This is a genomic window from Desulfonatronum sp. SC1, assembly GCF_003046795.1.
Lineage (GTDB): Bacteria > Desulfobacterota > Desulfovibrionia > Desulfovibrionales > Desulfonatronaceae > Desulfonatronum.
Genome location: NZ_PZKN01000003.1, coordinates 29,885 through 50,731, shown reverse-complemented (window position 1 = coordinate 50,731; position 20,847 = coordinate 29,885). Strand labels below are relative to the sequence as shown.

General features: G+C 61.5%; 16 protein-coding genes. 7 read left to right on the top strand and 9 right to left on the bottom strand.

Annotation, left to right across the window (positions count from 1 at the left end; all coding sequences use genetic code 11):
- Position 1: 1 nt before the first annotated feature.
- Entirely contained in the window at positions 2–3,667 is a 3,666-nt protein-coding gene (locus C6366_RS20530) for a PD-(D/E)XK nuclease family protein (protein ID WP_107735769.1), read from the top strand.
- Between the two features lie 10 nt (positions 3,668–3,677).
- On the opposite strand, the gene tsaA is transcribed toward C6366_RS20530, so the two are convergent.
- Both tsaA and C6366_RS02455 read right to left on the bottom strand, forming a co-directional pair.
- Positions 3,678–4,154, bottom strand: a complete 477-nt coding sequence (gene tsaA / locus C6366_RS02460) for a tRNA (N6-threonylcarbamoyladenosine(37)-N6)-methyltransferase TrmO (protein ID WP_107735768.1) — start codon at positions 4,152–4,154, stop codon at positions 3,678–3,680.
- Between the two features lie 189 nt (positions 4,155–4,343).
- Positions 4,344–4,850, bottom strand: coding sequence for a hypothetical protein (locus tag C6366_RS02455; RefSeq protein WP_107735767.1), 507 nt, complete (start codon positions 4,848–4,850; stop codon positions 4,344–4,346).
- A gap of 285 nt (positions 4,851–5,135) precedes the next feature.
- Here C6366_RS02455 and C6366_RS02450 point away from each other — a divergent pair, with 285 nt between their 5' ends.
- From C6366_RS02450 to C6366_RS02435, 4 genes are all read left to right on the top strand, one after another.
- Positions 5,136–6,254 (top strand): phosphate/phosphite/phosphonate ABC transporter substrate-binding protein, encoded by a 1,119-nt coding sequence (locus C6366_RS02450; RefSeq protein ID WP_107735766.1) that lies wholly within the window; start codon positions 5,136–5,138, stop codon positions 6,252–6,254.
- Between the two features lie 2 nt (positions 6,255–6,256).
- The gene (locus C6366_RS02445) at positions 6,257–6,526 is read left to right on the top strand and encodes a hypothetical protein (protein ID WP_146164744.1); all 270 of its coding nucleotides are present in this window, start codon (positions 6,257–6,259) and stop codon (positions 6,524–6,526) included.
- Between the two features lie 9 nt (positions 6,527–6,535).
- On the top strand, positions 6,536–6,679 hold the full coding sequence (locus C6366_RS02440; protein ID WP_107735764.1) for an EAL domain-containing protein: 144 nt from the start codon (positions 6,536–6,538) through the stop codon (positions 6,677–6,679).
- A 134-nt stretch (positions 6,680–6,813) separates the two neighbouring features.
- Positions 6,814–8,283 carry a TolC family protein gene (locus tag C6366_RS02435; RefSeq protein ID WP_199221399.1) on the top strand — a complete coding sequence of 490 codons (1,470 nt, stop codon included), beginning with the start codon at positions 6,814–6,816 and terminating at the stop codon, positions 8,281–8,283.
- 387 nt (positions 8,284–8,670) lie between these two features.
- Here C6366_RS02435 and C6366_RS02430 read toward each other — a convergent pair whose 3' ends face one another.
- Both C6366_RS02430 and C6366_RS02425 read right to left on the bottom strand, forming a co-directional pair.
- Entirely contained in the window at positions 8,671–9,924 is a 1,254-nt protein-coding gene (locus C6366_RS02430) for an SO_0444 family Cu/Zn efflux transporter (protein ID WP_199221398.1), read from the bottom strand.
- Positions 9,925–10,275: 351 nt separating this feature from the next.
- Positions 10,276–10,635, bottom strand: coding sequence for a helix-turn-helix transcriptional regulator (locus C6366_RS02425; RefSeq protein WP_107735762.1), 360 nt, complete (start codon positions 10,633–10,635; stop codon positions 10,276–10,278).
- 157 nt (positions 10,636–10,792) lie between these two features.
- On the opposite strand from C6366_RS02425, the gene C6366_RS02420 reads away from it, so the two are divergent.
- Positions 10,793–11,035 (top strand): antitoxin, encoded by a 243-nt coding sequence (locus C6366_RS02420; protein ID WP_107735761.1) that lies wholly within the window; start codon positions 10,793–10,795, stop codon positions 11,033–11,035.
- Positions 11,032–11,427: a type II toxin-antitoxin system VapC family toxin gene (locus tag C6366_RS02415; protein WP_107735760.1), complete on the top strand. Its 396-nt coding sequence runs from the start codon at positions 11,032–11,034 to the stop codon at positions 11,425–11,427. Before C6366_RS02420 ends, C6366_RS02415 begins: the two co-directional genes overlap by 4 nt.
- Positions 11,428–11,491: 64 nt before the next feature.
- On the opposite strand, the gene pabB is transcribed toward C6366_RS02415, so the two are convergent.
- From pabB to C6366_RS02395, 5 genes are read right to left on the bottom strand one after another with little or no spacing between them, the layout of a single operon-like run.
- Complete coding sequence (pabB, locus tag C6366_RS02410) at positions 11,492–13,312, bottom strand: aminodeoxychorismate synthase component I (RefSeq protein ID WP_158269607.1); 1,821 nt, start codon at positions 13,310–13,312, stop codon at positions 11,492–11,494.
- A gap of 2 nt (positions 13,313–13,314) precedes the next feature.
- Complete coding sequence (locus tag C6366_RS19470; RefSeq protein ID WP_158269606.1) at positions 13,315–13,458, bottom strand: hypothetical protein; 144 nt, start codon at positions 13,456–13,458, stop codon at positions 13,315–13,317.
- A gap of 31 nt (positions 13,459–13,489) precedes the next feature.
- Positions 13,490–15,898, bottom strand: coding sequence for a response regulator (locus tag C6366_RS02405; protein ID WP_107735758.1), 2,409 nt, complete (start codon positions 15,896–15,898; stop codon positions 13,490–13,492).
- A 7-nt stretch (positions 15,899–15,905) separates the two neighbouring features.
- Positions 15,906–17,024, bottom strand: a complete 1,119-nt coding sequence (locus tag C6366_RS02400) for a PotD/PotF family extracellular solute-binding protein (protein ID WP_107735757.1) — start codon at positions 17,022–17,024, stop codon at positions 15,906–15,908.
- Positions 17,024–20,728, bottom strand: coding sequence for a response regulator (locus tag C6366_RS02395; protein ID WP_107735756.1), 3,705 nt, complete (start codon positions 20,726–20,728; stop codon positions 17,024–17,026). The genes C6366_RS02400 and C6366_RS02395 overlap by 1 nt, the downstream gene beginning before the upstream one ends.
- Between the last annotated feature and the right edge of the window lie 119 nt (positions 20,729–20,847).

The following is a 20,847-nucleotide window of genomic DNA, read 5'->3' as shown; positions in this document are numbered from 1 at the left end:
AATGCGCGACCCCCTGTTTCCCCACCTGCTCCTGGCCCCACCCGACGCCTCGTCCTGGACCGACCCGTCCGCGACCTCGCGGCGACTGCACGGCGACGTGGCCCATCAAGCCCTGGCCCTGCTCGGCCCCGGCGAGACCGGACCAGACGAGACCTCTTTGGCCGCGGTGACCCGTCGTCTGCATCAGGCCCGGGCCCTGCTGGGCGTGCACCCGGCCCGGCTGGACCTGGCCCCGCTGGCCTCGGCCATGGTCCGAACCCTGGCCCACCCCTTGATGGCCGAACTCTTTTCCGAAACGGCCCTGGCCCTGGCGGAACAGGAAATCGTGATTCCGGCCCAGGTTTCGGCCCAGGCCTCGGCCCATCCCCACGGACCGTCCTCCACTGCGCCGCACGCCCTGGTCCGGGTGGACCGCCTGGTCCTGCTGCCGGACGGCACGGCCTGGGTGCTGGACTTCAAGCTGGGCGCGGGCGACCCGGACGCGGACCGGGCCCAGGTCCGCTCCTATCAACGCCTCCTGGCCGACCTGCTGGGCCGGGAATGCCATGGCGCGCTGGTCAACCTGGAGCGAGCCGAGGTGGTCACGCTCCCGCCCGTACAACCACGACATCACCCGGCTTCGGCCTTTGAGAAGTCAGGATCATCGACCTGCCCGTTTCCAGAAGCCCTGCTCCCGAGCCCCCCGGAGGATCACACACACCCCATCCGCGTCCTCTCCCTGCATGCCGACCCCATCGCCCTGCTCCACGACCACCTCAGGGCCCGATGCGCCGATGCCCCATTCCTGGCCATGGGCAACATCCAGGTCATCTTCCCCCATCGTCGGCCGCGCATCTATCTGCATCAGGCCCTGGCCCGCTCCCTGGGCGCGCCCTTTCTGCCTCCGCGCTGCTCCAGCCTGGAAGACTGGATTCTGCGCCAGACCTGCCTGGCTTCGGATGATCCCCCGGCCCTGGCCACCCCATTGGATCAGGCCTGGCTGTTGCACGAGATCGACGCCGACCTGAAGGACGGTCTGAAAGGCGGCCTGAAGGACGATCAAGAGGCGACGCCCTGGCATCGGTTTCTGCCCTGGGGTCTGCGCCTGACCCAGGTTCTGGACGAACTGGACCGGGAGCGGATCACGGCCCGGGCCCTGGACCATCCTCCGGACGACCTACCGGAAGCGGCCGCACGGCTGCTGGCCGACCTGGGAGCGGTCCAGGCCGCGTTTCACGAACAACTCGCGGCCCGCAACCTGGCCACCCCGGCGACCCTGGCCGCCCGAATCCCACCGGAACGCCTCCACCGGGACCACTCACCGCTTCACGGTCCGACCTACCTTTGCGGCCTGTTCGCCCTGACCCGGACCGAGGCCGATCTGGTCCAGTCCCTGCGCCAGGCTGGAGCGGAACTCTGGTGGCAGGCCGACCAGCCCCTGCCCGAACCTTTGCAACGCTGGGCCTCGGCCTGGAAGGCTGATCTGGACTGGGAATTCGCCCCCAGTGACCAGGATGAAGGCCAATCCCTGGGCCAGCCCCAGGGTTTGGCCCAGGGTTTGGCCCCGACCTTCATCCTGGCCCATGACCTGCACTCCGAATTGCGCCGTCTGGCCGAGGACGCCGCATCCTGGGGACAAGAAGAGAAAGTTGCCGTGATCCTGCCCGACCCGGCCCTGCTGCGCCCCGTGCTGGCCCACCTGCCCATGGACAAGGAGGTCAACGTCACCCTGGGCCTGCCCCTGGAGCGCTCGGCCCTGGGCCTGCTCCTGCACACCCTGACCCGCATGGCCCGGGACGAACGGCTCACCGGCGTGGGGCCAGCCAGTCGGGATTACCTGGATCTCTGGCAAAATCCCTGGGTGCGGCGGCTGTTGCCCAGCGGAGGCCTGGCCCGCCTGCGCCGCCTGATCCAGGGGCAAGGGCACGCGTTTCTGGATCCCCCGGCCCTGGTGGAACTGCTTCGGGAGTGCGTCGCGGTGGACGTTGAGAATGTGGGTGAGGCCGAGCACGAGAAGATAGGAGGGCAGGAGGGAACCGATCCCGCCCCCTTCACGGCATCGGGCATGGCCGGGCTGGCGGTTCTTTTTCATGAGGCCCTGGGCCTGACCACCCTGAATGAACTGGGCGGATTCCTGCCGCGCCTCCTGGACGCCCTCCAGGTGCGGGAACGAGCTCCCTCGGTGCTGGAAATGCACGCGGTCCATGCGCTGTATTCCACGGTTCTTCCAGGCCTGGAGCAGACCTTGAGCCGGGACCGGGCGCTTCCTCCGGCGGCCTTGTGGAGCGTGTTCTGGAATTGCCTCGGTCTGGAGCGCATCCCGTTCAGCGGGGAGCCGCTCACGTCCTGGCAGGTGATGGGATTACTGGAAAGTCGGCTGTTATGCTTCGACAAGGTGATCGTGCTGGAATGCGTAGAAGGGGTTCTGCCCCGGACCGCCGCGCCCAACCCCCTGCTGCCCGAGGCCCTGCGCCCGGCCCTGGGACTGTCGCCGGGCTATGCCGAGGAGCGGATCATCCACTACCATCTCCAGCGATTGATGGCCTCGACCGGGGAGGTCCGCCTCTACAGCCGCCAGGGCGCGTCCCCCAATCCACTGGAAGGCCGGACCATGCCCAGCCGGTATTGGGAGCGGGAACTCTGGGGCCTGGAAAAGGCCGCGGGCAGGCTCCTGCATGGAAGCGTTTCCCGAGTGGCGCTGGAACTGGACCTGAGCCTGTCGCCCGGGCGTCCGCCGGAAAAGGCGGCCCAGGCGGACCGTCTGGCCCGGCGCTTGGAACGGGGCCTGTCCCTGTCCGCGCTGCGCACCTATCTGCGCTGCCCGCTGCGCTTCTTCAAGGAAGAGGTGGCCGCCTTCCCGCCTCGGCCCGACCCGCGCGACGACCCCGGTGCCGCGGTCATGGGCCGTCTGGCCCACGACATCCTGGAGCGGCTGTTCCGGCCCCACGAGCAATCCACCGTGGTGCCCATGGATCTGCTATCCGGATTTGACGACATTTGGTCCGAGTTGGCCCCAGGCCATTTGCGGGAGGCCCCCCTGGCCCCGGCGGCCCGGTTCTTCCAGGCCCGGCTGCTGCAAGAACTGCTGCGCGCGTACCTGCGCCAGTCCGACCAGCCGGTCCACCTGCTGGCCGTGGAACAGTCAGCCCAACGTCCCCTGCCCGGAGCCGCCGCCAGGATCGTCCTGCGCGGCAGGCTGGACAGGATCGACCTGGACCCTTCGCTGAACATCCCCATGATTCTGGACTACAAGACCGGCGGCGCGTCCCGGCGCAAGCCGCTGGACATCCTTCGCCTGGAAGAACTGGCGAATGACCTGACAGACCTGTCTCCGGGCGACGAAACAGCGGCCCACGAAGGACTGACCCTGGTCAACACCCACCTCTCTGATCCGCAACTGCCCGGCTACCTCTATCTCCACGCCGCTCCGGCCCTGTGCGGCTACGTGCATCTCGGCGAATGGCAGGCCAAAAACCGCTTCGTCCCGCTGACCAAACCCGGCAAAAAAAACGAGGCCGAACGCCTGACGCATCATTTCCTGGACTGGCAGACGCAAGGCCTGCCCGTGATCCTGGAATGGCTCGGCCGCCACATCCTGGAAGCCCCCCTGTTCTCCCCCACCACCCAACCAGGAACCTGCCCCTCCTGCCCCTGGCGGGTTACTTGCCCGTGGGCCTTGGCGGAATAATCCCCGTTGCCTACATGAACCGATCGTCCGATCTTTGCTCGGCCACGGTCTCTCCAGGCGTCTCCAGCCAGCCGACCCGGGCTTGCGTGTGGGCGTCGAATTTCGGCACATAGGGCTTGATGTCCAGAAGCGGAGTGCCGTCCAGGACGTCGACGTTGCGGATATGCAGCACACCGCCTTCGATCCGGTCCAGTTCCACGATGGACAGGCCGATGGGGTTCGGCCGCTTGGGCGCACGAGTGGCGAACAGGCCCCGGGGTACGGTGTCCATGAACGGGACGACCTTGAGGTTGAATCCTTGGCTGCCATGAAAGTGGTACAGTAAAATGAGATGGGAAAAGCCATCCAAATCCTTCACCCCGGCCTGGTATTCCTCCGATATCTCCACCGTTCCCAGTACTCCCGCCGCTCCGGCGGGCTGAATCGGCATGCCGCTCAGTTCCTTGAACGGACTGTGGATCACTCCAATGGGATGCATTTCGATCATTGGTTCGTCTCCCGAAAGAAAAAAATGGTGTAGGGGATACAGCTTTGACTGAATTACCGTTTGTGGATTGGGTGGTGCAGGCAAGATGCCTGTCTCACCATTTTGACATGCCTCCTGCCGCACTCGAGGAGCATGAAGCGCTGGTGGAGCAGAAACGGCACATTGAGACCAGCCAATTCCCTAAAGAAGCTACCTGGGCACCGGCCCTTGCTGCGCCGAAAACACATCAACATCGCTGGAAAACGACTCACCCCGGCGGGGAACCGCTTGAAATTCGCTTTCCGTCAGGCTCATGCGGTATCCAAACGTCACATGGGCATCCGTATCCGCGGGAACGGCTTCAAGCGGAATCCTGAAAGCAAACTCCACCCCTTCGGGGACCATCCGCTGAACCGGATACAACCTGCGATCCCCCCCCAGGACGATTCCTTGCGCATCCGTGATGTACCCGAACAAAACCAACTCCTGGAACCACTCCGCCAGGCCGGGCCAGACCCTGGTATTCGGCAGGGCCTTTCCGGAAACAAGGAACCCATCGCCCTCCGTTCGAGCCACATAGTGAAAATCCCAGAAATCCAGGGAAATGACCTCGGTTTGATCCGCGACGAGTTGGTTTCGCGGCAAATGCGTGGCGCTGAGATGGGAACACCCGGCCAATAAAATTAAAAAAAACAAAAAGATAAAACATTTCTTCATTTCTTCGCTCCCATGAACCTGTCCGCTGTTGATATGCGAATGTGAGATATTTTTGCCTCTGCTATCGACCCTTCACCCGTACCAAAACAGGACCGAAAGTCAAACGGTGATCTAACGAGGCTAGGGATAACACGGGTACAGATACGCAAACATGACACCTGAAGACATTTACAACATGTCGAACATGGGCCATAGTACCAAAGTTTTATTTCGCATTTTACATTCAGTATCAAACAGTTACATCACAACACTCCCTGCTCGCACCCCACGGAACAGCACCTCGATATGACGATGCACAAGTATGACCAGCCTTCCGCCATCCTGCGCGGCTTCGGCAACCGGCTGAATTATCTTTGCCATTGCGACGCCCAGTCCAAGACAGCGGACCACGCGACGAGCCTGCATCACCCGTCTGACAAGCAACGCAGCGAGCAGGCTCCCCTCAGTACGCGGAACATCGGCACTTCCTCTTGCATTCAGCCCCTTTCCCAAGCAAAGCCCGCAGCCAATCTCCTTTACCTGCTGGTAACCTTGCTGACGCTCTGGACGATCCCGACAACCGCCCTGGCGCAGGCCGCTGACAGCAACTTCCGCATCGGGTTCACCAACAACATGTTCACCGAGGTCAACGAAAACGACGCCCGGGCCGCGATGACCGTCTGGGGCCAGACCGTAGCTCGAGAACGCGGGATTCCCGTCGAGCCGGAAGTTTTGGTTTACAAGGCAGTCCAGGACATGCTCCCGGACCTGCTTGACGGCCAGATGGATGTCGCGGCCGTCACGAGCATGGAATACGACCTGCTTCGCCACGAAGTGGAATTCTCCCCGATCTTTCTTACCTATCACGACGGTGAAACCGCCGAGGAATTTGTCCTGCTGGCGCACCGCGACGGCCCCCTGGAAACATTGGCCGACCTGGCGGGCCGTCATGTTCACGTGCATCAGGCCCTGCGGGCCTCCCTGGCTCCGCTCTGGCTGGATGCGCTACTGGTTCAGGAAAAGCTTGAGCCTCTTGCCGAACTGGCCGGACGGGTCACTACCCTGCCCAGCCTCTCGCAGACGCTCCTGCCGGTTTTTTTTCGCCAGGCGGATGCCTGCCTGGTCACACGCCATGGCTTTGAAACCATGGTTGAACTCAATCCCCAACTCGGCGCCCAGCTCCATATCCTGGCCGCCTCGGAGCCGATGGTCCCGGCTGTTTTCGCCTTTCGACGCGACTACGCCCCGTCCTTCCTGGAGCAGCTGCTCGCCGGGATTCGCGACCTGCACGAAACCCCGGCCGGGGGGCAGGTACTGCTAGTCTTCAACAGTGAACGAATCGGGGATTATCCGGAAAGCGCCTTGAATACGGCCCTGGAGTTGATCGCCCTGCACCGACAAATCGTTATGGAGGACGATCAGTGAACATGCCCGTCGTCCGTTTCTTGCCTGGTCATGGTTTACCGGTTGTAGCCGTATTGATCCACAAGGCCATGCTGTTGTTCTCCTCCGCCCCGGTCGGGACCAACCAACCTTTGGAGCCTGCCCAGCTGAACGTGGGCTTCATCGAGAGTGCCTTTTTCGGAATCCATCGCCTGGACGCGGAAGCCGCCTTCAAGACTTTTACCCGGACCATCGGGCGCAACATGGGATACGATATCTCGGTCACGGTGAGCACCTTCGAGAGTGCCCGGTAACTCGCGGGCATGAACCCGCGGGTAGTCGCCGAAGGCGTGGAAACCGTCAGGGAGGCCGACTTTCTACGTGCCAACCACTGCCCGGAAGTCCAGAGTTATCTGTTCAGCCGCCCTCTGTCCGTGCCCCAGGCCGAGACGTTTCCGCGTGAATAAAGCATACCCTTACCCTGTCACTCTCCCACGGGGAGAGATGAGTAGTCTGCGCCCCCCTCAACTTGGCCCTCTTCCACAGGAAGAGGTGTTTTCCAAACTATCACGACACGCAACCCTCAATTTAGGAGCAAAAGATGAAGATACGTCCCCTTTCGTTTCCGGCAATGACAATCCTGTTCTGTCTGGTCGTTCTGGCCGCGCCGCCAGACCCCACGGCGGCTGCAACGGGTTCGCCGGATGGGGAAATGGTCGTTCATACGGCCGATCTCGAGACATGCCTTGAGGCTGCCCTGGAGAACAACCGCCGTCGTCCAGCTTCCCGCTACGCCGTGGAAATGGCCGAGGCCCAACATCGCCAAGCCCTGGCCGGCTACTGGCCGCAGATCAGCCTCCAGGGCGGCTACCAACTCCTGGACCAGGACCCGAACTACATCTTTCCGGCCTACAATTTCACCCTGCCCATGGGCGGAACCATCCCGATCACCATTCCGGGAGTGGGGACCGTGCCCACCAACGCCATCACCATTCCCGAACAGGACATCAAGCTGATGGACAAGGAGTCGTTCAGGGCTTCGGTCCAGGGCTCCTGGCTGCTCTATGACGGCGGGATGCGCAAGGGCCTGCGGGAACAGACCGAGGGCCTGGTGGACATGATGCAGCAGGAGGTTCGGCGTACGGACCTGGAGATCATGGACAGCGTCAAACGGCTCTACCACGGCGCGGTCCTGGCCGCCCAGCTCCACCAGGTTGGCAAGGATACCCTGGCCCGGATGGAGGCCACCCTGAACCTCACGGAAACCATGTACAAGGAAGGCTCCGGCACGGTCAAAAAGACGGACTGGCTGGGCAACAAGGTAATGGTCGAGTCCTTGCGCTCCATGGTTGCCTCACTGGAAAAGAACGAATTAATGGCCCAGGCCGCCCTGGCCAATACCATGGGGCTGCCCTGGCATGCCAGCGTCCGGCCGGTGGACCAGGAAATGCCCTTTACGCCGTTCGCGGAACAACTGGACGGACTGGTTGGGACAGCTTACCGATTCAATCCGGACTGGGCCAAGATCGAGGCCGGGATCCGGGCCGCGGAGGGCTCCCTGCGCACGGCGCACAGCGGACATCTTCCCAAGCTTGCCGTGACAGGGGAACTGTTCAGGTGGTGGAACGACTACGACGCGGGCATGGCCACGGACCGCAACAAGAAGGGCTGGTCCGTGGGCGTGGGCATGGAGATCCCGATTTTCAGCGGGTTTCTGACCCAGGGCAGGGTGGCCGAGGCCCGAGCCCGGGTCGCCAAGATCAAAGAAGAGCAGTTCCTGCTCCAGGAAGGTATCGGCCTCCAGCTCCGGGATATTTTCCTGTCCTTGGGTGCGGCTGAAAAGTCCCACCAGGCCACGCTGGAGGCCATGGACGCCGCCGTGGAGAACCGCGATCTGAACACCAGGGCCTACCAGCACTCGCTGGTGGAGACGGAAGAGGTCATCCGCGCCCAGTTGATGGAAGCCCTGATGTCCGCCCAGCACTATCGGGCGCGCTACGATCACATCGCCCTGCAGTCCCGGATGAATTTGGTGGTTGGGACCGAGGTGCTCAAGAAGCTGGAAGAATAGCCTCTCCGAGGAGGAGAGACCAACCATGTCCCCACCCGAACACATACATCGCCGCGGTCTGGGCATCGCCCTGAGCACGGCCCTGCTGTCCTGGCTGACAACCCTGGCCACCCTGGGCATCTTCGTCCTGATGGTCATTAATTAATGAAGAAAAAAAACATCATCCTGCGGCTGTCTCGCCCTGGCCCGGACCGGTTGCTCTTTCAGGTTACCGACAACGGTATAGGCATTGCCCAGGAAAACCTGACCCGCATTTCACTACTTTGGAGTTTTCCACGACAGGTAGTTAAAAACACCGACTATACGACGAGATCCCTTCGGGATCGCTGAATGCTGATTTGTTAAAATGCTGAATGATTGCTACAATTTGGAGTTCTTGCGTCCATCTCAAGACCGAGGGCTTTGTACCTGGCTCCGGACAACTTCATCGGCCAATCGAGGTTCGAGGCCCTGCTGGAACTGGCCGATCTGGTCAAGGTCGACGTGCTCAACCTGGTTGTGTGAAGTGAATGCCGCCGTCCAGCTCCAAGCGAACACCCCCAAGAGCACTACGGCGGAAGCCACACCCACAAGCCTTGCCTCTTCTTCGTCCGCGCCGATGCGCCAGTTCCCCAACGCGCCGACCATAAAGTCCGTTTGTCCGTAGATCCAGTCCACCATTAGGCCCAGGCCCAGGGTGCAGATCACGATCCCGGAAACGTAGATCACCGTGGCCCGTCGGCCCAGAATTTTGGTGATTACGGTCAGAGCCACGGCGTTGACCGCCGGGCCAGCCAGCAGAAAGACCAGGGCCGCTCCCGGGTTCAGGCCCTTGAGCACCAAGGCCGCGGCAATGGGCGTGGAAGCCGTGGCGCAGACGTACAGCGGCACGGAAATCACCAGCATGACCACCATGGCCAGCACGGGATTTCCCAGCCACCTAGAGACCATCTCCGGTGTGAGCCAAACGGAGATTCCGCCGGCTATGAGCACGCCCAGCAGAAACCATGGAGCGATGTCCCGGAACAGATCGCCGAAGGCAAAGGCCATGCCCGCACGCAGGCGGAGCAGAGCCGAGGTTTTAGCCGGAGGCTGGTCAGGCTTGTGGTCTTGAGACTGCCCTTGAGACTGCACTGTAGCGCAACCGCATCCTGCCCCGGTCAAGCACGGAGACGAGGACGGGAACGGGGACGGACTGGGGGAAGGAGAAAACTGAGGCTTGGAAGGAGGCAGTGCCGGCGGTTCGTTGCTCCGATCCAGGGCCTGAACCATGGTCCCGGTGACCAGGGCCGTGAAAAATGCGGACAGCGGGCGGACAATGGTCATGAAAGGGTCCAGCAGGGCCCAGGTCACTGCTATCGAATCCACGCCCGTCTCGGGCGTGGAGATCAGAAAGGCCGCGGTAGGCCCCTTGGCCGCTCCCTGGCGACGCAGGCCCGCTGCGGTGGGCAGCACCCCGCAACTGCACAGCGGGATGGGCACGCCCACAGCCGCGGCTTTGATCAATCCCGAAAATGACGATGTGCCCAGATGTCTGGCCACCAGGTCGTCCGGCAAAAAGGCCTTGAGCACTCCCGCGAAGAAAAACCCCAAAAGCATGTACGGCGCCGAGGCCACGAGCACGTCCCACCCGGCCAGGGCCACTTGCAACACCCAATCCATGTTCACCTCCATAAGCGTCCCCAAAAACGTCCGGGCCGCTGAAAAGCTTTCGAAGTGAACATATGACAATATGTTCAGATGTTCAAGGAAAAAGTTGTCCTGCTTCAGGGCGGATTTGATCCCGATCCTCTGGCGCTATCCGGATCGGTATCGAAATCGAAATCGTGATCAAAATCGATTTCTGATAACTTTCCGATTTCGATAGCGATTTCGATTTCGACTGATGCCGGCCCACCCTGGGGACACGCCCTGAACACTCAATCGTCTACTATACTGGGAATTTTGATGTTCCACAGAGATCAAAATTGCCCTGGGCCCTGCTTCAGCAGACTGGACCATCAATGCAACCCGCTACTCCGCCACATGCTCCTCGGCCTGCTTGAGCAATCCCACGATGTGCGCGTCGTCCAGGCTGTAGATCACGTTCTTGCCGTCCTTGCGATATTTGACGATGCGGGCCGTGCGCAGCACGCGCAGTTGGTGAGACACCGCCGATGAACTCATGGACAGCAGCTCGGCCAAGTCGCAGACGCACAATTCGGAAATGCTCAAGGCCTCCAGGATGCGCACACGGGCGGGCTCGCCCATGGCTTTGAACAGCTCGGCCATCCGCTGAAGAGTCTCATCCGGAACCATCCGCCCCGCCACCCGCCGCACCGCGTCATCATGGACGCATACCTCGCCGCAAACATCATCCGACCGCTGATCCATGTCTACCTCGACAAGACGTTCTCAATCGTCAGTTTTCTCGGTTCCTTGCTCATGTTCCTCATGTCCCTCCGGCAAAACCCCGGCTCACCCGTCACCTGCTTGCATTACCGAAGGCCAGGATATATCTTTTTGCCATATATCAACTTGGAGGTCTCCCATGGAAACGGCAAAAATTTTCTGGTCCGGTCGATCACAGGCAATTCGCTTGCCCAAACAATTTCGCTTTGAAGGCGGGGAAGTGCGGATTCGCCGAAGCGGCAACGCGGTCATCCTGGAGCCCATTGCCGACGATTGGTCATGGTTGACGCAGGTCGTCGGCCCGGTGGACGCGGATTTCGAGGGTGCTCTACGGGAACAATCCGAAGAGCAACGCCGGGATGAGTTGGAGTATTTCACATGAAATACCTTCTGGATACCAACGCGATTATCACTCTGTTCAAAGGCGAACCGGTCTTTTTGGAACGTATGCGACGTCATCGCCCGCCGGATTTTGGCGTTCCTGCCATTGTCATCCACGAGTTGTATTACGGAGCGTTCAAGAGCCGACGCGTGGTCGAGAATCGGGAAAGAATCTCCTCCCTGCGCTTCAATATCCTTTCATTCGACTCGGAAGACGCCCGCCGTGCGGGTGAAATCCGTGCCGCGCTTTCGGCGCAAGGATCGCCCATCGGACCATACGACGTACTCATTGCCGGACAAGCCATGGCTCGTGGACTGGCGTTGATAACGAACAATCGACGAGAGTTCGACAGGGTGCATGGGTTACGGATCGAAGACTGGCTGAATGAATAACCGCCTTGCTTCTGAAAAAACGAACCCTCATCAACCCATCTACCCTGAATATCTCGGTGTTGGTTCAAATACCGCCCGAAACCACCACATCATACGTCCCCCGCACTGAATTGAGCAGCATGACCCGCTCGGCCCCGTGCAGGTCCTCCGGTCGGAGTATTCGTTCCTTCAACTCGCCCCGCTCCACCATTTCGGCCCGCATCGTCCCGCTCAGCAAACCGCACCGGATCGGCGGGGTCCAGAGAACGCCGTCCTGGCTGACGGCCAGGTTGGCCCGGGTGGATTCGGTGAGTTCGCCGCGCTCGTTTTGCAGCAGGACGTCGCCGAAGCCGGGATTCACGGCCAGGGCCTGGGCGTAGATATGGCGATGGGTGGTCTTGTGGTAAAGGAAGATGTCCGAGGAATCCACCGCCGACGTGGCCAGGGTCACGCGAAGGGGGACGGAGGACGGCGATGGCGGGGGCAGGTGTTCCAGGGCAACGGCCCCGTCCTTGTCCAGAAGCAGGCGGACCATTTGTGATTTTTGGCCAAATCCCGCGGACAGCCCGTCCAGTCGATCACGGACCAGCTGCACGTCCAGGTGAAAATCAAAATACTCGGCCGAAGCGCCCAGCCGGGTCAGGTGCCGTTCCAACAGCACGTACCCTTGCCGAGGGGTCCAGAGCATGGTTTCCAGGAGCCGGAATTCCGGCATCCGCCGATGCAACACCTCGGCCTTGGTCCGGCATTCCGCGTACTCGCCCCGGGCTTCCGAATCCCAGACGATCCCCCCGCCGACCCCGTATTCGGCCCGGTTTCGACGCTGGTCCACCAGCACGGTGCGGATGGCCACGTTGAACGCGGCCCGGAGTTCCGGTTTGGCGCCGGAGGTTGAACGGGTCGCCCGCGGCCCCACGTATCCGACGCAGCCGGTATACAGGCCGCGCGGAGCGGATTCCAAATCCGCGATGATCCCCATGCTGGCGGCTTTGGGCGCACCGGTGATGGAGGCCGGAGGGAAAAGTGCCGCGAAGATCTCCGTCAACGAACGTCTTGTCCGCGCTCGGACCGTGGAGACCATCTGCCAGACCGTGGCGTGCTTCTCCACCCGGCACAGGTCGTCCACCACAACGCTGCCGGTTTCAGCGATCCGGCCCAGATCGTTGCGGACCATGTCCGTGATCATCACGTTCTCGGCCCGGTCCTTGGCGGATTGACGAAGTTCCTCGGCCAGAGCCTGATCCTGCTCCAAAGTCCGCCCCCGAGGCCGGGTGCCCTTCATCGGCTCGGAAACGATCTCCTCGCCGTCCAAGACAAAAAACCGCTCCGGCGAGAAGCTGCATACCGCCCAGTCCGGCGAGCCGACGTAGGCCGCGTGGGTCGGAGGCCGGTCCCGGCAAACGGACAGGAAAAAGTCCCAGGGATCGCCAGGAAAGGCGGTTCGCAGCCGGAAGGTGAAGTTGACCTGGTAGCAGTCTCCCACCCGCAGATGCTCCCGAATGCGCCCGAGGGCCTCCCGGTAGCGGGATTCGGAAATGGACGGCGACCAGTTTAGCCGCGCAAACTCAGGGTCCGCTCCCTTCAGAAGATCGCGGGCAGCGATCCGTTCGACACGCTCAAATATCCCAAACCAGAGCGACGGAGGGCCGTCCTCGGATCTCAGGCGGACCCTCAACGCCGGATCAAAGGCCGGAGCGGCCTCGTAGGACACGAACCCGGCGGCGTACAGACCCTGTTTCGCCAAACCTTCGATCCGCTCCAGGCATGGCCCGACCTGTTCCACGTTTTCAGCCCGGACCACCTCGCACGTGTCGTGAAACGCCAGCCAAAACTTGGAAGCCGCGTCCCAGATCAGGACGCGGTTCTGGCCATCGGCTGGTGTTCCCGAATAGCTACCTCTTACCATCATCACCGCCCTGGCGACTCGCTTCCCTCGTCCGCGCCGGGCTCCTGATCCTGCATTTCTTCAACAATCCGGCTGTATTTCATCACGATCACACCAATCCCGGCCTGCCATGCCCGTCGCCGGATCAGTTGCTTCTTCACGTTCATTCGGCATTCACCCCTGTACACTCGTAGACAGTTAGGCCCCCTCTTCATGCTTTTCTTGCAAAAGAGTTCGCACCAGCTCCAACAGATCCTCCAGCTTGTACGGCTTGGTAAGCATTCCCGAGGCTTTTCGCAGTTCCTCATTTTCCCGAATCCCGGCATAGCCGCTGGATACGATGACCCTGGCCTCCGGATCCCGCTCCCGCAAGGCCAGCAGCAGGGCCTCGCCGCCCATGCCCGGCATGCCCACGTCCGTGATCACCAGGTCGATCCCTTCCCGTGCATGCACCTCCAGAGCCTCCTGGCCGTCCGCGGCCTGGAAGACCTCGTAGCCGTGGGCGGCCAGTAACTCCGCGGTCACTTCCCGGATCATCTCTTCGTCGTCCACCATCAGTATCTTCGCACCCGCGGAGGGCGTTCGGAACGCGTCGGACACGGCGTACGGATCCGCTCCGGCACTTCCCGAAGAAATCTCCGAATTATCTGATACGTCACCCCGAACAGGTCCCAAGGCGGGCAGCAGCATGATGAAGGTCGTCCCCTTACCCGCTTGGCTGACGCAGGTAATCATGCCCTCGTGATCCCACACGATCCCATAAACCATGGACAGTCCCAGGCCGGTCCCCTTGCCCACGTCCTTGGTGGTGAAAAAGGGTTCGAAAATGTGTCGCAGCGTCGTTTCATCCATTCCAGCCCCGGAGTCGGACACGGCCAACCGGACATGCGGTCCCGGCGACAATCCCAGGTACGCGGCGGCCTGTTCCGGACTCAAATCCACGTTCCGGGTTTCCAGAAGCAGTTTTCCTCCCTCGGGCATGGCGTCCCGGGCGTTGTTGGCCAGGTTGACCAGGACTTGCTCCATCTGTACCGGATCCGCGGACACGTCGGCCAATTGTGGGTCGGTATCGACCTCGATCCGAATCGTGTGCGGCAGGGTGCGCTCGAGCAACGCCACCACGTCCCGGACCTCGTCGTTCAGATTATGCCGTATCCGCCGCGACTCTCCCCGACGACTGAAGGTCAGCAACCGTTGCACCAGTTCCGTGGCCCTGTTTACGGTCTGGACGATGCGATTCAGTCCCGTTCGGACGGATTCGCGACGCCGACCCGGACAGTCGTCGCCGCAGGTCATGCGCAACAGTTGGACATGGCTGGAAATGGCTTGGAGCATGTTGTTGAAGTCGTGGGCAATACCGCCGGCCAGGGTGCCCACGGCCTCCATTTTCTGGGATTGGCGCAACTGCTCTCCCAGCCTCTCCCGCTCCGTCTCCACTCGACGCCGTTCCTCCACTTCCCGTCGCAAAAACTCGTTGGCCGCCTGAAGATCGGCGGTCCGGCTGTCCACCAGTTCCTGCAAGTGAGCCTGATAATGCTTAATTTCCCGCTCCGAAGCGGCCAGATCGTCCGCGGTTCGATTCAGGGCCCGGCCCAGCTCCCCGATTTCATCGCGGCCCAGATCGGGCAACGGAACGTCGAACACTCCCTGACCCAGCCTCCGGGTGGCCTGGACCAGGGTCGATATCCGGCGATTGAGATGTCCGCTGAGCAACGCGGCCAGCACCGCCACCATGAGCAGGGAGAGCAAGACGCTGACGCCCAGCCCCAGGCGCAGCCGGGACAAGGCGGGATAGGCCTGGGCCGTCGGCTGGGTCAGCACGATGCTCCAGCCGGTCTGAACCACCCCTTGGGAAACGACATCCACGGGCGAGACCACGGCCACCTTTTCCTGGTCCGTGACGATATGCCCCACCCAACTGTCATTTTCACCCAGTGGACCGATCAAGTCCATCAGCGGCAACAGCCGCAGCACTTCTTCGTCCGAGAAGCTGGAAGCCACCACCAATCCGCGATGGTCCACCAGCCGGGTCCGCCCTTCCAGACCAAAGGCCACCTGGCTCACGATCTCCCCGATCCGCTCCATGGCGATCTGGCCGACCAAAACGCCTCGGACCGGACCGTCCTCGATCTCCCTGACCGGCACCGCCACGGTCATCACCACCTGATAGGGATGAAGCTGGGCATGGACGTTGGAAACCAAACGGTCCCCTTCCAGGGCTCCCTGAAACCACGACGTGGCGGCCCAGGCGCCCCGATACGAGTGGTGAACCGAGGCCCGCACATCGCCGTTCAGGTCCAGCAACGTCAAATCCAGGATCATGGGATAAAATCGATCCGCCTTGCCCAGTTCCGCCGTCAGTTCGGCCATGGTCGCCCGCTCCGAGACGAGCACGGGATGCTCCGCCAGCAGATAAATGGCGTTGCAGGCCTCGTTCACGGCCCGCTGGATTTCCCGCCCGACTTCCGTGGCCAGGGACGCCATTTGCATTTGGGTGGACGAACGGACCGCGTCGTCCACCCGGAGCAAGGAAAAACCGCCCAGAATTCCCAGGGGTGTCAGGCCGACCAGCAAAAAAAGAAGCAGAACCTTGGTGCGCAGGGCCATCTTGTCCTCACATCCCAGCCAGTAGTTCGGCCCAGAGCTTCATCCGCGCATTCACCGATTCCGGTGAGCCAAAATCTCCGAAATACGAGCAACGCTCCCGAACGCTTTGAGGCGGATGGACCACCGGGGACTCCAGAACCTCCGGGTCCATGAATTCCCGGGCCGCCAGATTGGGAGTGGCGGACCAAAGTTCACTGGCGATCTCGGCCATGATTTCCGGGCCGTGCACAAAATTGATGAAGGCGTGGGCCGCCTCCGGGTTGCGGGTCAACACGGGCACCACGAACACATCCACCCAGGCCGTACAGCCTTCCTGAGGAAAACCGAAGGCCAGGTCAGGGTTTTCCTCCATGGCCATCAACGCGTCGTTACTGTAACTCTGCGCGGCCCAAAGCTCTCCGGAGGCCATTCTGTTTAGGATTTCAGTGTCATGGAGATAGCCCAACAACAGAGGGCGCTGCACCAGAAGCACATCCCGGACGACCTCCAGATGCTCCGGTTCGGGATTGAGCGGATGGCCAAGCATCATACTTGCCGCGCCGATGACCTCGAAGGGATTGTCGAGCATCGCCACCCGCCCTTTGAGCCTCTGGTCCCAGAGTACACGCCAGGAGTCCGGAGGCATATCAAAATGACGAGTATTCACCACCACTCCGGTATAGCCCATCAGATACGGGGCCTTGTAGCCTTCCCCTCCGACTTGCAGCTTGGTGAGGGTTTCAGGGTCAACATGCCGCAGATTAGGCAGGATATCCCTGTTCAATGGGGCCAGAACCCGCCCTCTGACCAGCTCACCGGCCACGCTTTCACTCATGATGATCAAATCCGCTTCAAGCGAACCGGACAGCAAAGCACCGACCATTTCTTCGTCGTCTTCATAGGTGCGCAGCTCCACCTGGATGCCCGTGGCCCGCTGAAACAGATCCAGCGTGTCCCGGCCCAGATAATCCTCCCAATTGTAGAGCACCAGCCGGGCCGGATCTTTCCCGGATTGAACCGCCGCTTCCCGCTCCGGGGAATCGGTGCATCCGCCCAGCGCCAGCCCGACCAGCCCTAGTCCGACAAGCCTGCACGCCGCCAGGGCCAGCGTTCGCCAAATCCGACCATTGATCGTGAAACGTCCCATTATTGCCTCTCTTTCACATATCCGTTCAATCGCTCCAACTCATGCCGGAGCCGCGCCACCAGCGGCGCGGCCTCTTCCAGGTCATCGGCCCTGGCTCCGCGTTCCAGGCGCGCGGCCACCTCGGACAGAGACTTCGCGGTCAAATTCGCCGCGCCCCCCTTGATCGCATGGGCCTCACGGGTCAAGGTTCCGGTGTCCCCCCGGACAGCGGCCCGGTCCAGCAGATCAAGCTGGTGCCGAGCCTGTTCCAAAAAACCCGTGATCACCTCTTCGAGCAGGTCCCGGTCTCCCTCAAACTCCTCCAAGGCCACGGCAAAGTCCATGGGGGGGCCATCATCCCGATACGTCGGCCCGTCCGCTCCCGCGAGATGATCGCTTGCGTTCCCATCCCCGGCCCTGACTTGCCCCTCGCCGACCTCGCCCTTCTCCGGTCGCAGCCACTTCCGAACCATGGCCAGCAATTCGACCCTCCGCACGGGCTTGGTGAGATAGTCGTCCATGCCCTGAGCCAGACACTGTTCCCGATAGCCTTTGAGCGCATGGGCGGTCATGGCGATGATCGGTGTACGCCGGTGGGTGGGCTGAGGGCTGAGACTTGAGACCTGAGGGCCGGAAATCCGATCTGCGACGTCCGACGTCCGACGTCCGACGTCGGACTCCTCTCCTCTGCACTCCGCTGCGCGAATGCGCCGCGTGGCTTCCCAGCCGTCCATTTCCGGCATCTGGATGTCCATCAGGATCAGATCATATGCGGTCTTGGCGCACAGTTCCAGGGCTTGCCGACCGTTCTCCGCAATGTCCACCCGGTATCCGGCGGATTGGAGATGGCGCTGGGCCACCTGGCGGTTGGTGGGGTAGTCTTCGGCCAGCAGAATCCGGGCATCAGACCGCACCGCGCCCGACTCGTCCAGACCGCACGGGCGATCACGTTCCTCGGCCAGACTGTGTCGGGTCACCAAACGGTGCCGCGTCGCTCCGAACGATGCGAAGCCCAGGACGGTCTCCATGGCCTTGCCCAGTTCCTCCCTTCGAACGGGTTTGGGCAGGTAGCCCTGGATGCCGATTTTCATGCACAATGCCCCGTCCCCGCGATACCCCGATGATGATAGTAGAATTATCGGCAACGGCAAAACCTCGGCGTTTCCTTTCCGGGCGTCGCCCTCCCGTTCCAGTCGGCGAATCTCGGCGGCCAGCTCGAATCCGTTCACCCCGGACATCCCGACATCCGAGAGCAGCATGTCCACCGGTCGATCCTCCGCTTGGCATCGTTCCAGGACGCGAAGGGCCGCGACGGCGGAATCGGCCCACACGGCCTCGCACTCCCAAGAACGCAAATACTCCAGCAGAATACCTCGATTGGCCGTATTGTCGTCCACCACCAGGATACGGCTGCCCGGCAGGCAAACCCTGGGCGCGGGCGTCGGGTCCGGGGAAACCTGCCGGTGGAGAGGGAGGGTGAACCAGAACGAGCTGCCTTGCCCGACCTGGCTTTCCAGGCCGACTTCTCCGCCCATCAACTCCACGAACCGCTTGCAAATGGACAAGCCCAGGCCGGTGCCTCCGTAAAGCCGGGTAGTGGAATCGTCCACCTGGGTAAAACTCTCGAAGACAAGAGCTTGTTTATCAGGGGGGATTCCGATTCCCGTATCCCTGACCGAAAATCGGAGGACAATCGCTTCTCCATGGTCACTGGCCACCTCCACGGAAAGAACCACCTCGCCCGCATGGGTGAATTTCAGGGCATTGCCCACCAGATTCAGCAGCACCTGGCGCAACCGACCCGGATCGCCCACAAGTCGAACAGGCACGTCCGGGGCCTGAAAAACAATCAGTTCGAGCCCCTTGGCCTCGGCTTGAATCACGAAGCTTTCCACCACATGATCCAGAACGTACCGCAAGTCGAAGTCGATCCGTTCGAAGTCCAGCTTCCCGGCCTCGATTTTGGAAAAATCCAGGATTTCATTGATGATTTCCAGAAGAGCATTGGCCTCGCGGGAGATGACGTGCAGGGCTTCTCGTAGCGCGTCGTCCAGGGCCTCCTCCAAGGACAACTCGGTCATCCCGATGATGGCGTTGAGCGGCGTGCGGATTTCATGGCTCATATTGGCCAAAAATTCGCTCTTGGTCCGGCTGGAAGCCTCGGCCAGCCGGGCTTCGTGCCGGGCCTGCTCGGACTGCTTGCGCTCCGTAACGTCCCGCAGCAGGCCCGAGTAGCCCATCAACGCCCCATCTCGATTCCGTAGCAGGGAAATGGATGTTTCCACCACCAGATCTTCGTCTTCGACGCACATCCTGAGTTCCAGGTAGCCAAATCCCGCCTGGGTTTGTTGGACCGTATCCAAGGCGCTGTCCAAAATGCTCACGGACTCTGGCCGCAGACGATCACGGATGTTCACGCCATGCAATTCAGCCCGGGAAGCCCCGAGTATCCAACACAGGGAATCGTTGTAAAACGTAAACCGCCCCGCTAAATCCAATTCGAAGTAGCCGTCTTCGATATTGTCCAGAATATTCCTGTACTTCTCCTCGCTCTCCTTGAGCACCTGCTCGGCTTGGCGGCGCTCATCCAGTAGATCAACGACGTCGCCCTTGACCACGGTCACGGCGTCGAACACATGCTTGAAGGGATGATCCCAGGCCAACTCCCTCCATTCCAGGGCGGGCTGATCCCAGTTGATGTTCCCGATGTACTCCAACAGTTCATCGGCAAAGGACTGGACCTGGGCCGCCGTATAGACCGTATCGGTCCCTCCGGCCTTGTTTCGTTTGTCGTCACGGAGCGAACCGATGGTTTGCATCGCCTCGTCGTAGTCCCGGACTGAAAGCACCGGAAACGGAACATACGGCCTGTTCAGGGCCATGACGCCCCTGGTTATGGTATTCACGCCAAAGGCCAGGTACGCCCGACAGGAGACCATTTCCTGCATAGCGAGAACCCTCTGGATGAACCTTTTGCGGGCCTTCCAGGAAAACCCGGCGATCCGCTCGCCGTTGACCACCCGATAGCAATACCCCAGTTCAACCAGCCCGCTTTCTTCCAAAATCTGGGCATAGAGATCGAAAATCGGGTCAACATGTTCCTCCCGCAGCGCACCTTGGGCCACGGTGTACAGGATGTCCGGCTCCACCAGTTCGATCCGAACCCCATAGCCATCCAATTCCAAGGTCCAAGCCGCCCTCACGAGCTCTGATGTCGAGCCGGCCGGTAGGAACGCGGCTACGGGCAAAACCCGCAGCGCCGAGCGCATCGCGGTCTGGTAGTCCCGAACCGCGCCGGTGGGGATGGTGATGTCGTGCAGTCGGGCACCGACGTTGATCATCGCCCGGATCAGCACGGGTGCGTTATAAACCCAAAACCCGACCAACCGACCGGCTCGGATGTCCTCAACCAGGGCATTGGTCAACAGCATCCGGCTTTCCTTGGATGGAATACCGATAATCTCGCCGTGGTTCCGAATTTCCACGAATGGCCGGTCCATCAGCCCGGACTCGAGCAACACCCGACGACGCTCCCGAAGCGCCGCGGCCGTTCCTACCGGATCGACCTTCCCCTCCAAGGCCACATGAAGGATGGCCTCGCCGATCACACTGAAGGTCGCCCTGTATTGGTTGGAGAGTGCGATCCCGGACCATTCCGGGGGAGTGCGGACCGGCAGAGACGTCGCCGGACAAATGGACGGCGGAAACAACAAAGGCTGGGGCATGGATGCGGACTACCTGAATGTTGAAAAAAAACATATCCGGCAGTTCGCTCAAAAACCCCTAAGTGCAAGGCGCAAAAAAAATCAAGTTCGAAGCGTATTTATTCATACGTGAGAGTTTG

Excerpts from the sequence above, each read along its gene's own strand:
- C6366_RS20530 (WP_107735769.1), top strand. The coding sequence starts at position 2 with ATGCGCGACCCCCTGTTTCCCCACCTGCTCCTGGCCCCACCCGACGCC.
- tsaA (WP_107735768.1), bottom strand. The coding sequence starts at position 4,154 with ATGATCGAAATGCATCCCATTGGAGTGATCCACAGTCCGTTCAAGGAA.
- C6366_RS02455 (WP_107735767.1), bottom strand. The coding sequence starts at position 4,850 with ATGAAGAAATGTTTTATCTTTTTGTTTTTTTTAATTTTATTGGCCGGG.
- C6366_RS02450 (WP_107735766.1), top strand. The coding sequence starts at position 5,136 with ATGACGATGCACAAGTATGACCAGCCTTCCGCCATCCTGCGCGGCTTC.
- C6366_RS02445 (WP_146164744.1), top strand. The coding sequence starts at position 6,257 with ATGCCCGTCGTCCGTTTCTTGCCTGGTCATGGTTTACCGGTTGTAGCC.
- C6366_RS02440 (WP_107735764.1), top strand. The coding sequence starts at position 6,536 with ATGAACCCGCGGGTAGTCGCCGAAGGCGTGGAAACCGTCAGGGAGGCC.
- C6366_RS02435 (WP_199221399.1), top strand. The coding sequence starts at position 6,814 with ATGAAGATACGTCCCCTTTCGTTTCCGGCAATGACAATCCTGTTCTGT.
- C6366_RS02430 (WP_199221398.1), bottom strand. The coding sequence starts at position 9,924 with ATGGATTGGGTGTTGCAAGTGGCCCTGGCCGGGTGGGACGTGCTCGTG.
- C6366_RS02425 (WP_107735762.1), bottom strand. The coding sequence starts at position 10,635 with ATGGATCAGCGGTCGGATGATGTTTGCGGCGAGGTATGCGTCCATGAT.
- C6366_RS02420 (WP_107735761.1), top strand. The coding sequence starts at position 10,793 with ATGGAAACGGCAAAAATTTTCTGGTCCGGTCGATCACAGGCAATTCGC.
- C6366_RS02415 (WP_107735760.1), top strand. The coding sequence starts at position 11,032 with ATGAAATACCTTCTGGATACCAACGCGATTATCACTCTGTTCAAAGGC.
- pabB (WP_158269607.1), bottom strand. The coding sequence starts at position 13,312 with ATGGTAAGAGGTAGCTATTCGGGAACACCAGCCGATGGCCAGAACCGC.
- C6366_RS19470 (WP_158269606.1), bottom strand. The coding sequence starts at position 13,458 with ATGAACGTGAAGAAGCAACTGATCCGGCGACGGGCATGGCAGGCCGGG.
- C6366_RS02405 (WP_107735758.1), bottom strand. The coding sequence starts at position 15,898 with ATGGCCCTGCGCACCAAGGTTCTGCTTCTTTTTTTGCTGGTCGGCCTG.
- C6366_RS02400 (WP_107735757.1), bottom strand. The coding sequence starts at position 17,024 with ATGGGACGTTTCACGATCAATGGTCGGATTTGGCGAACGCTGGCCCTG.
- C6366_RS02395 (WP_107735756.1), bottom strand. The coding sequence starts at position 20,728 with ATGCCCCAGCCTTTGTTGTTTCCGCCGTCCATTTGTCCGGCGACGTCT.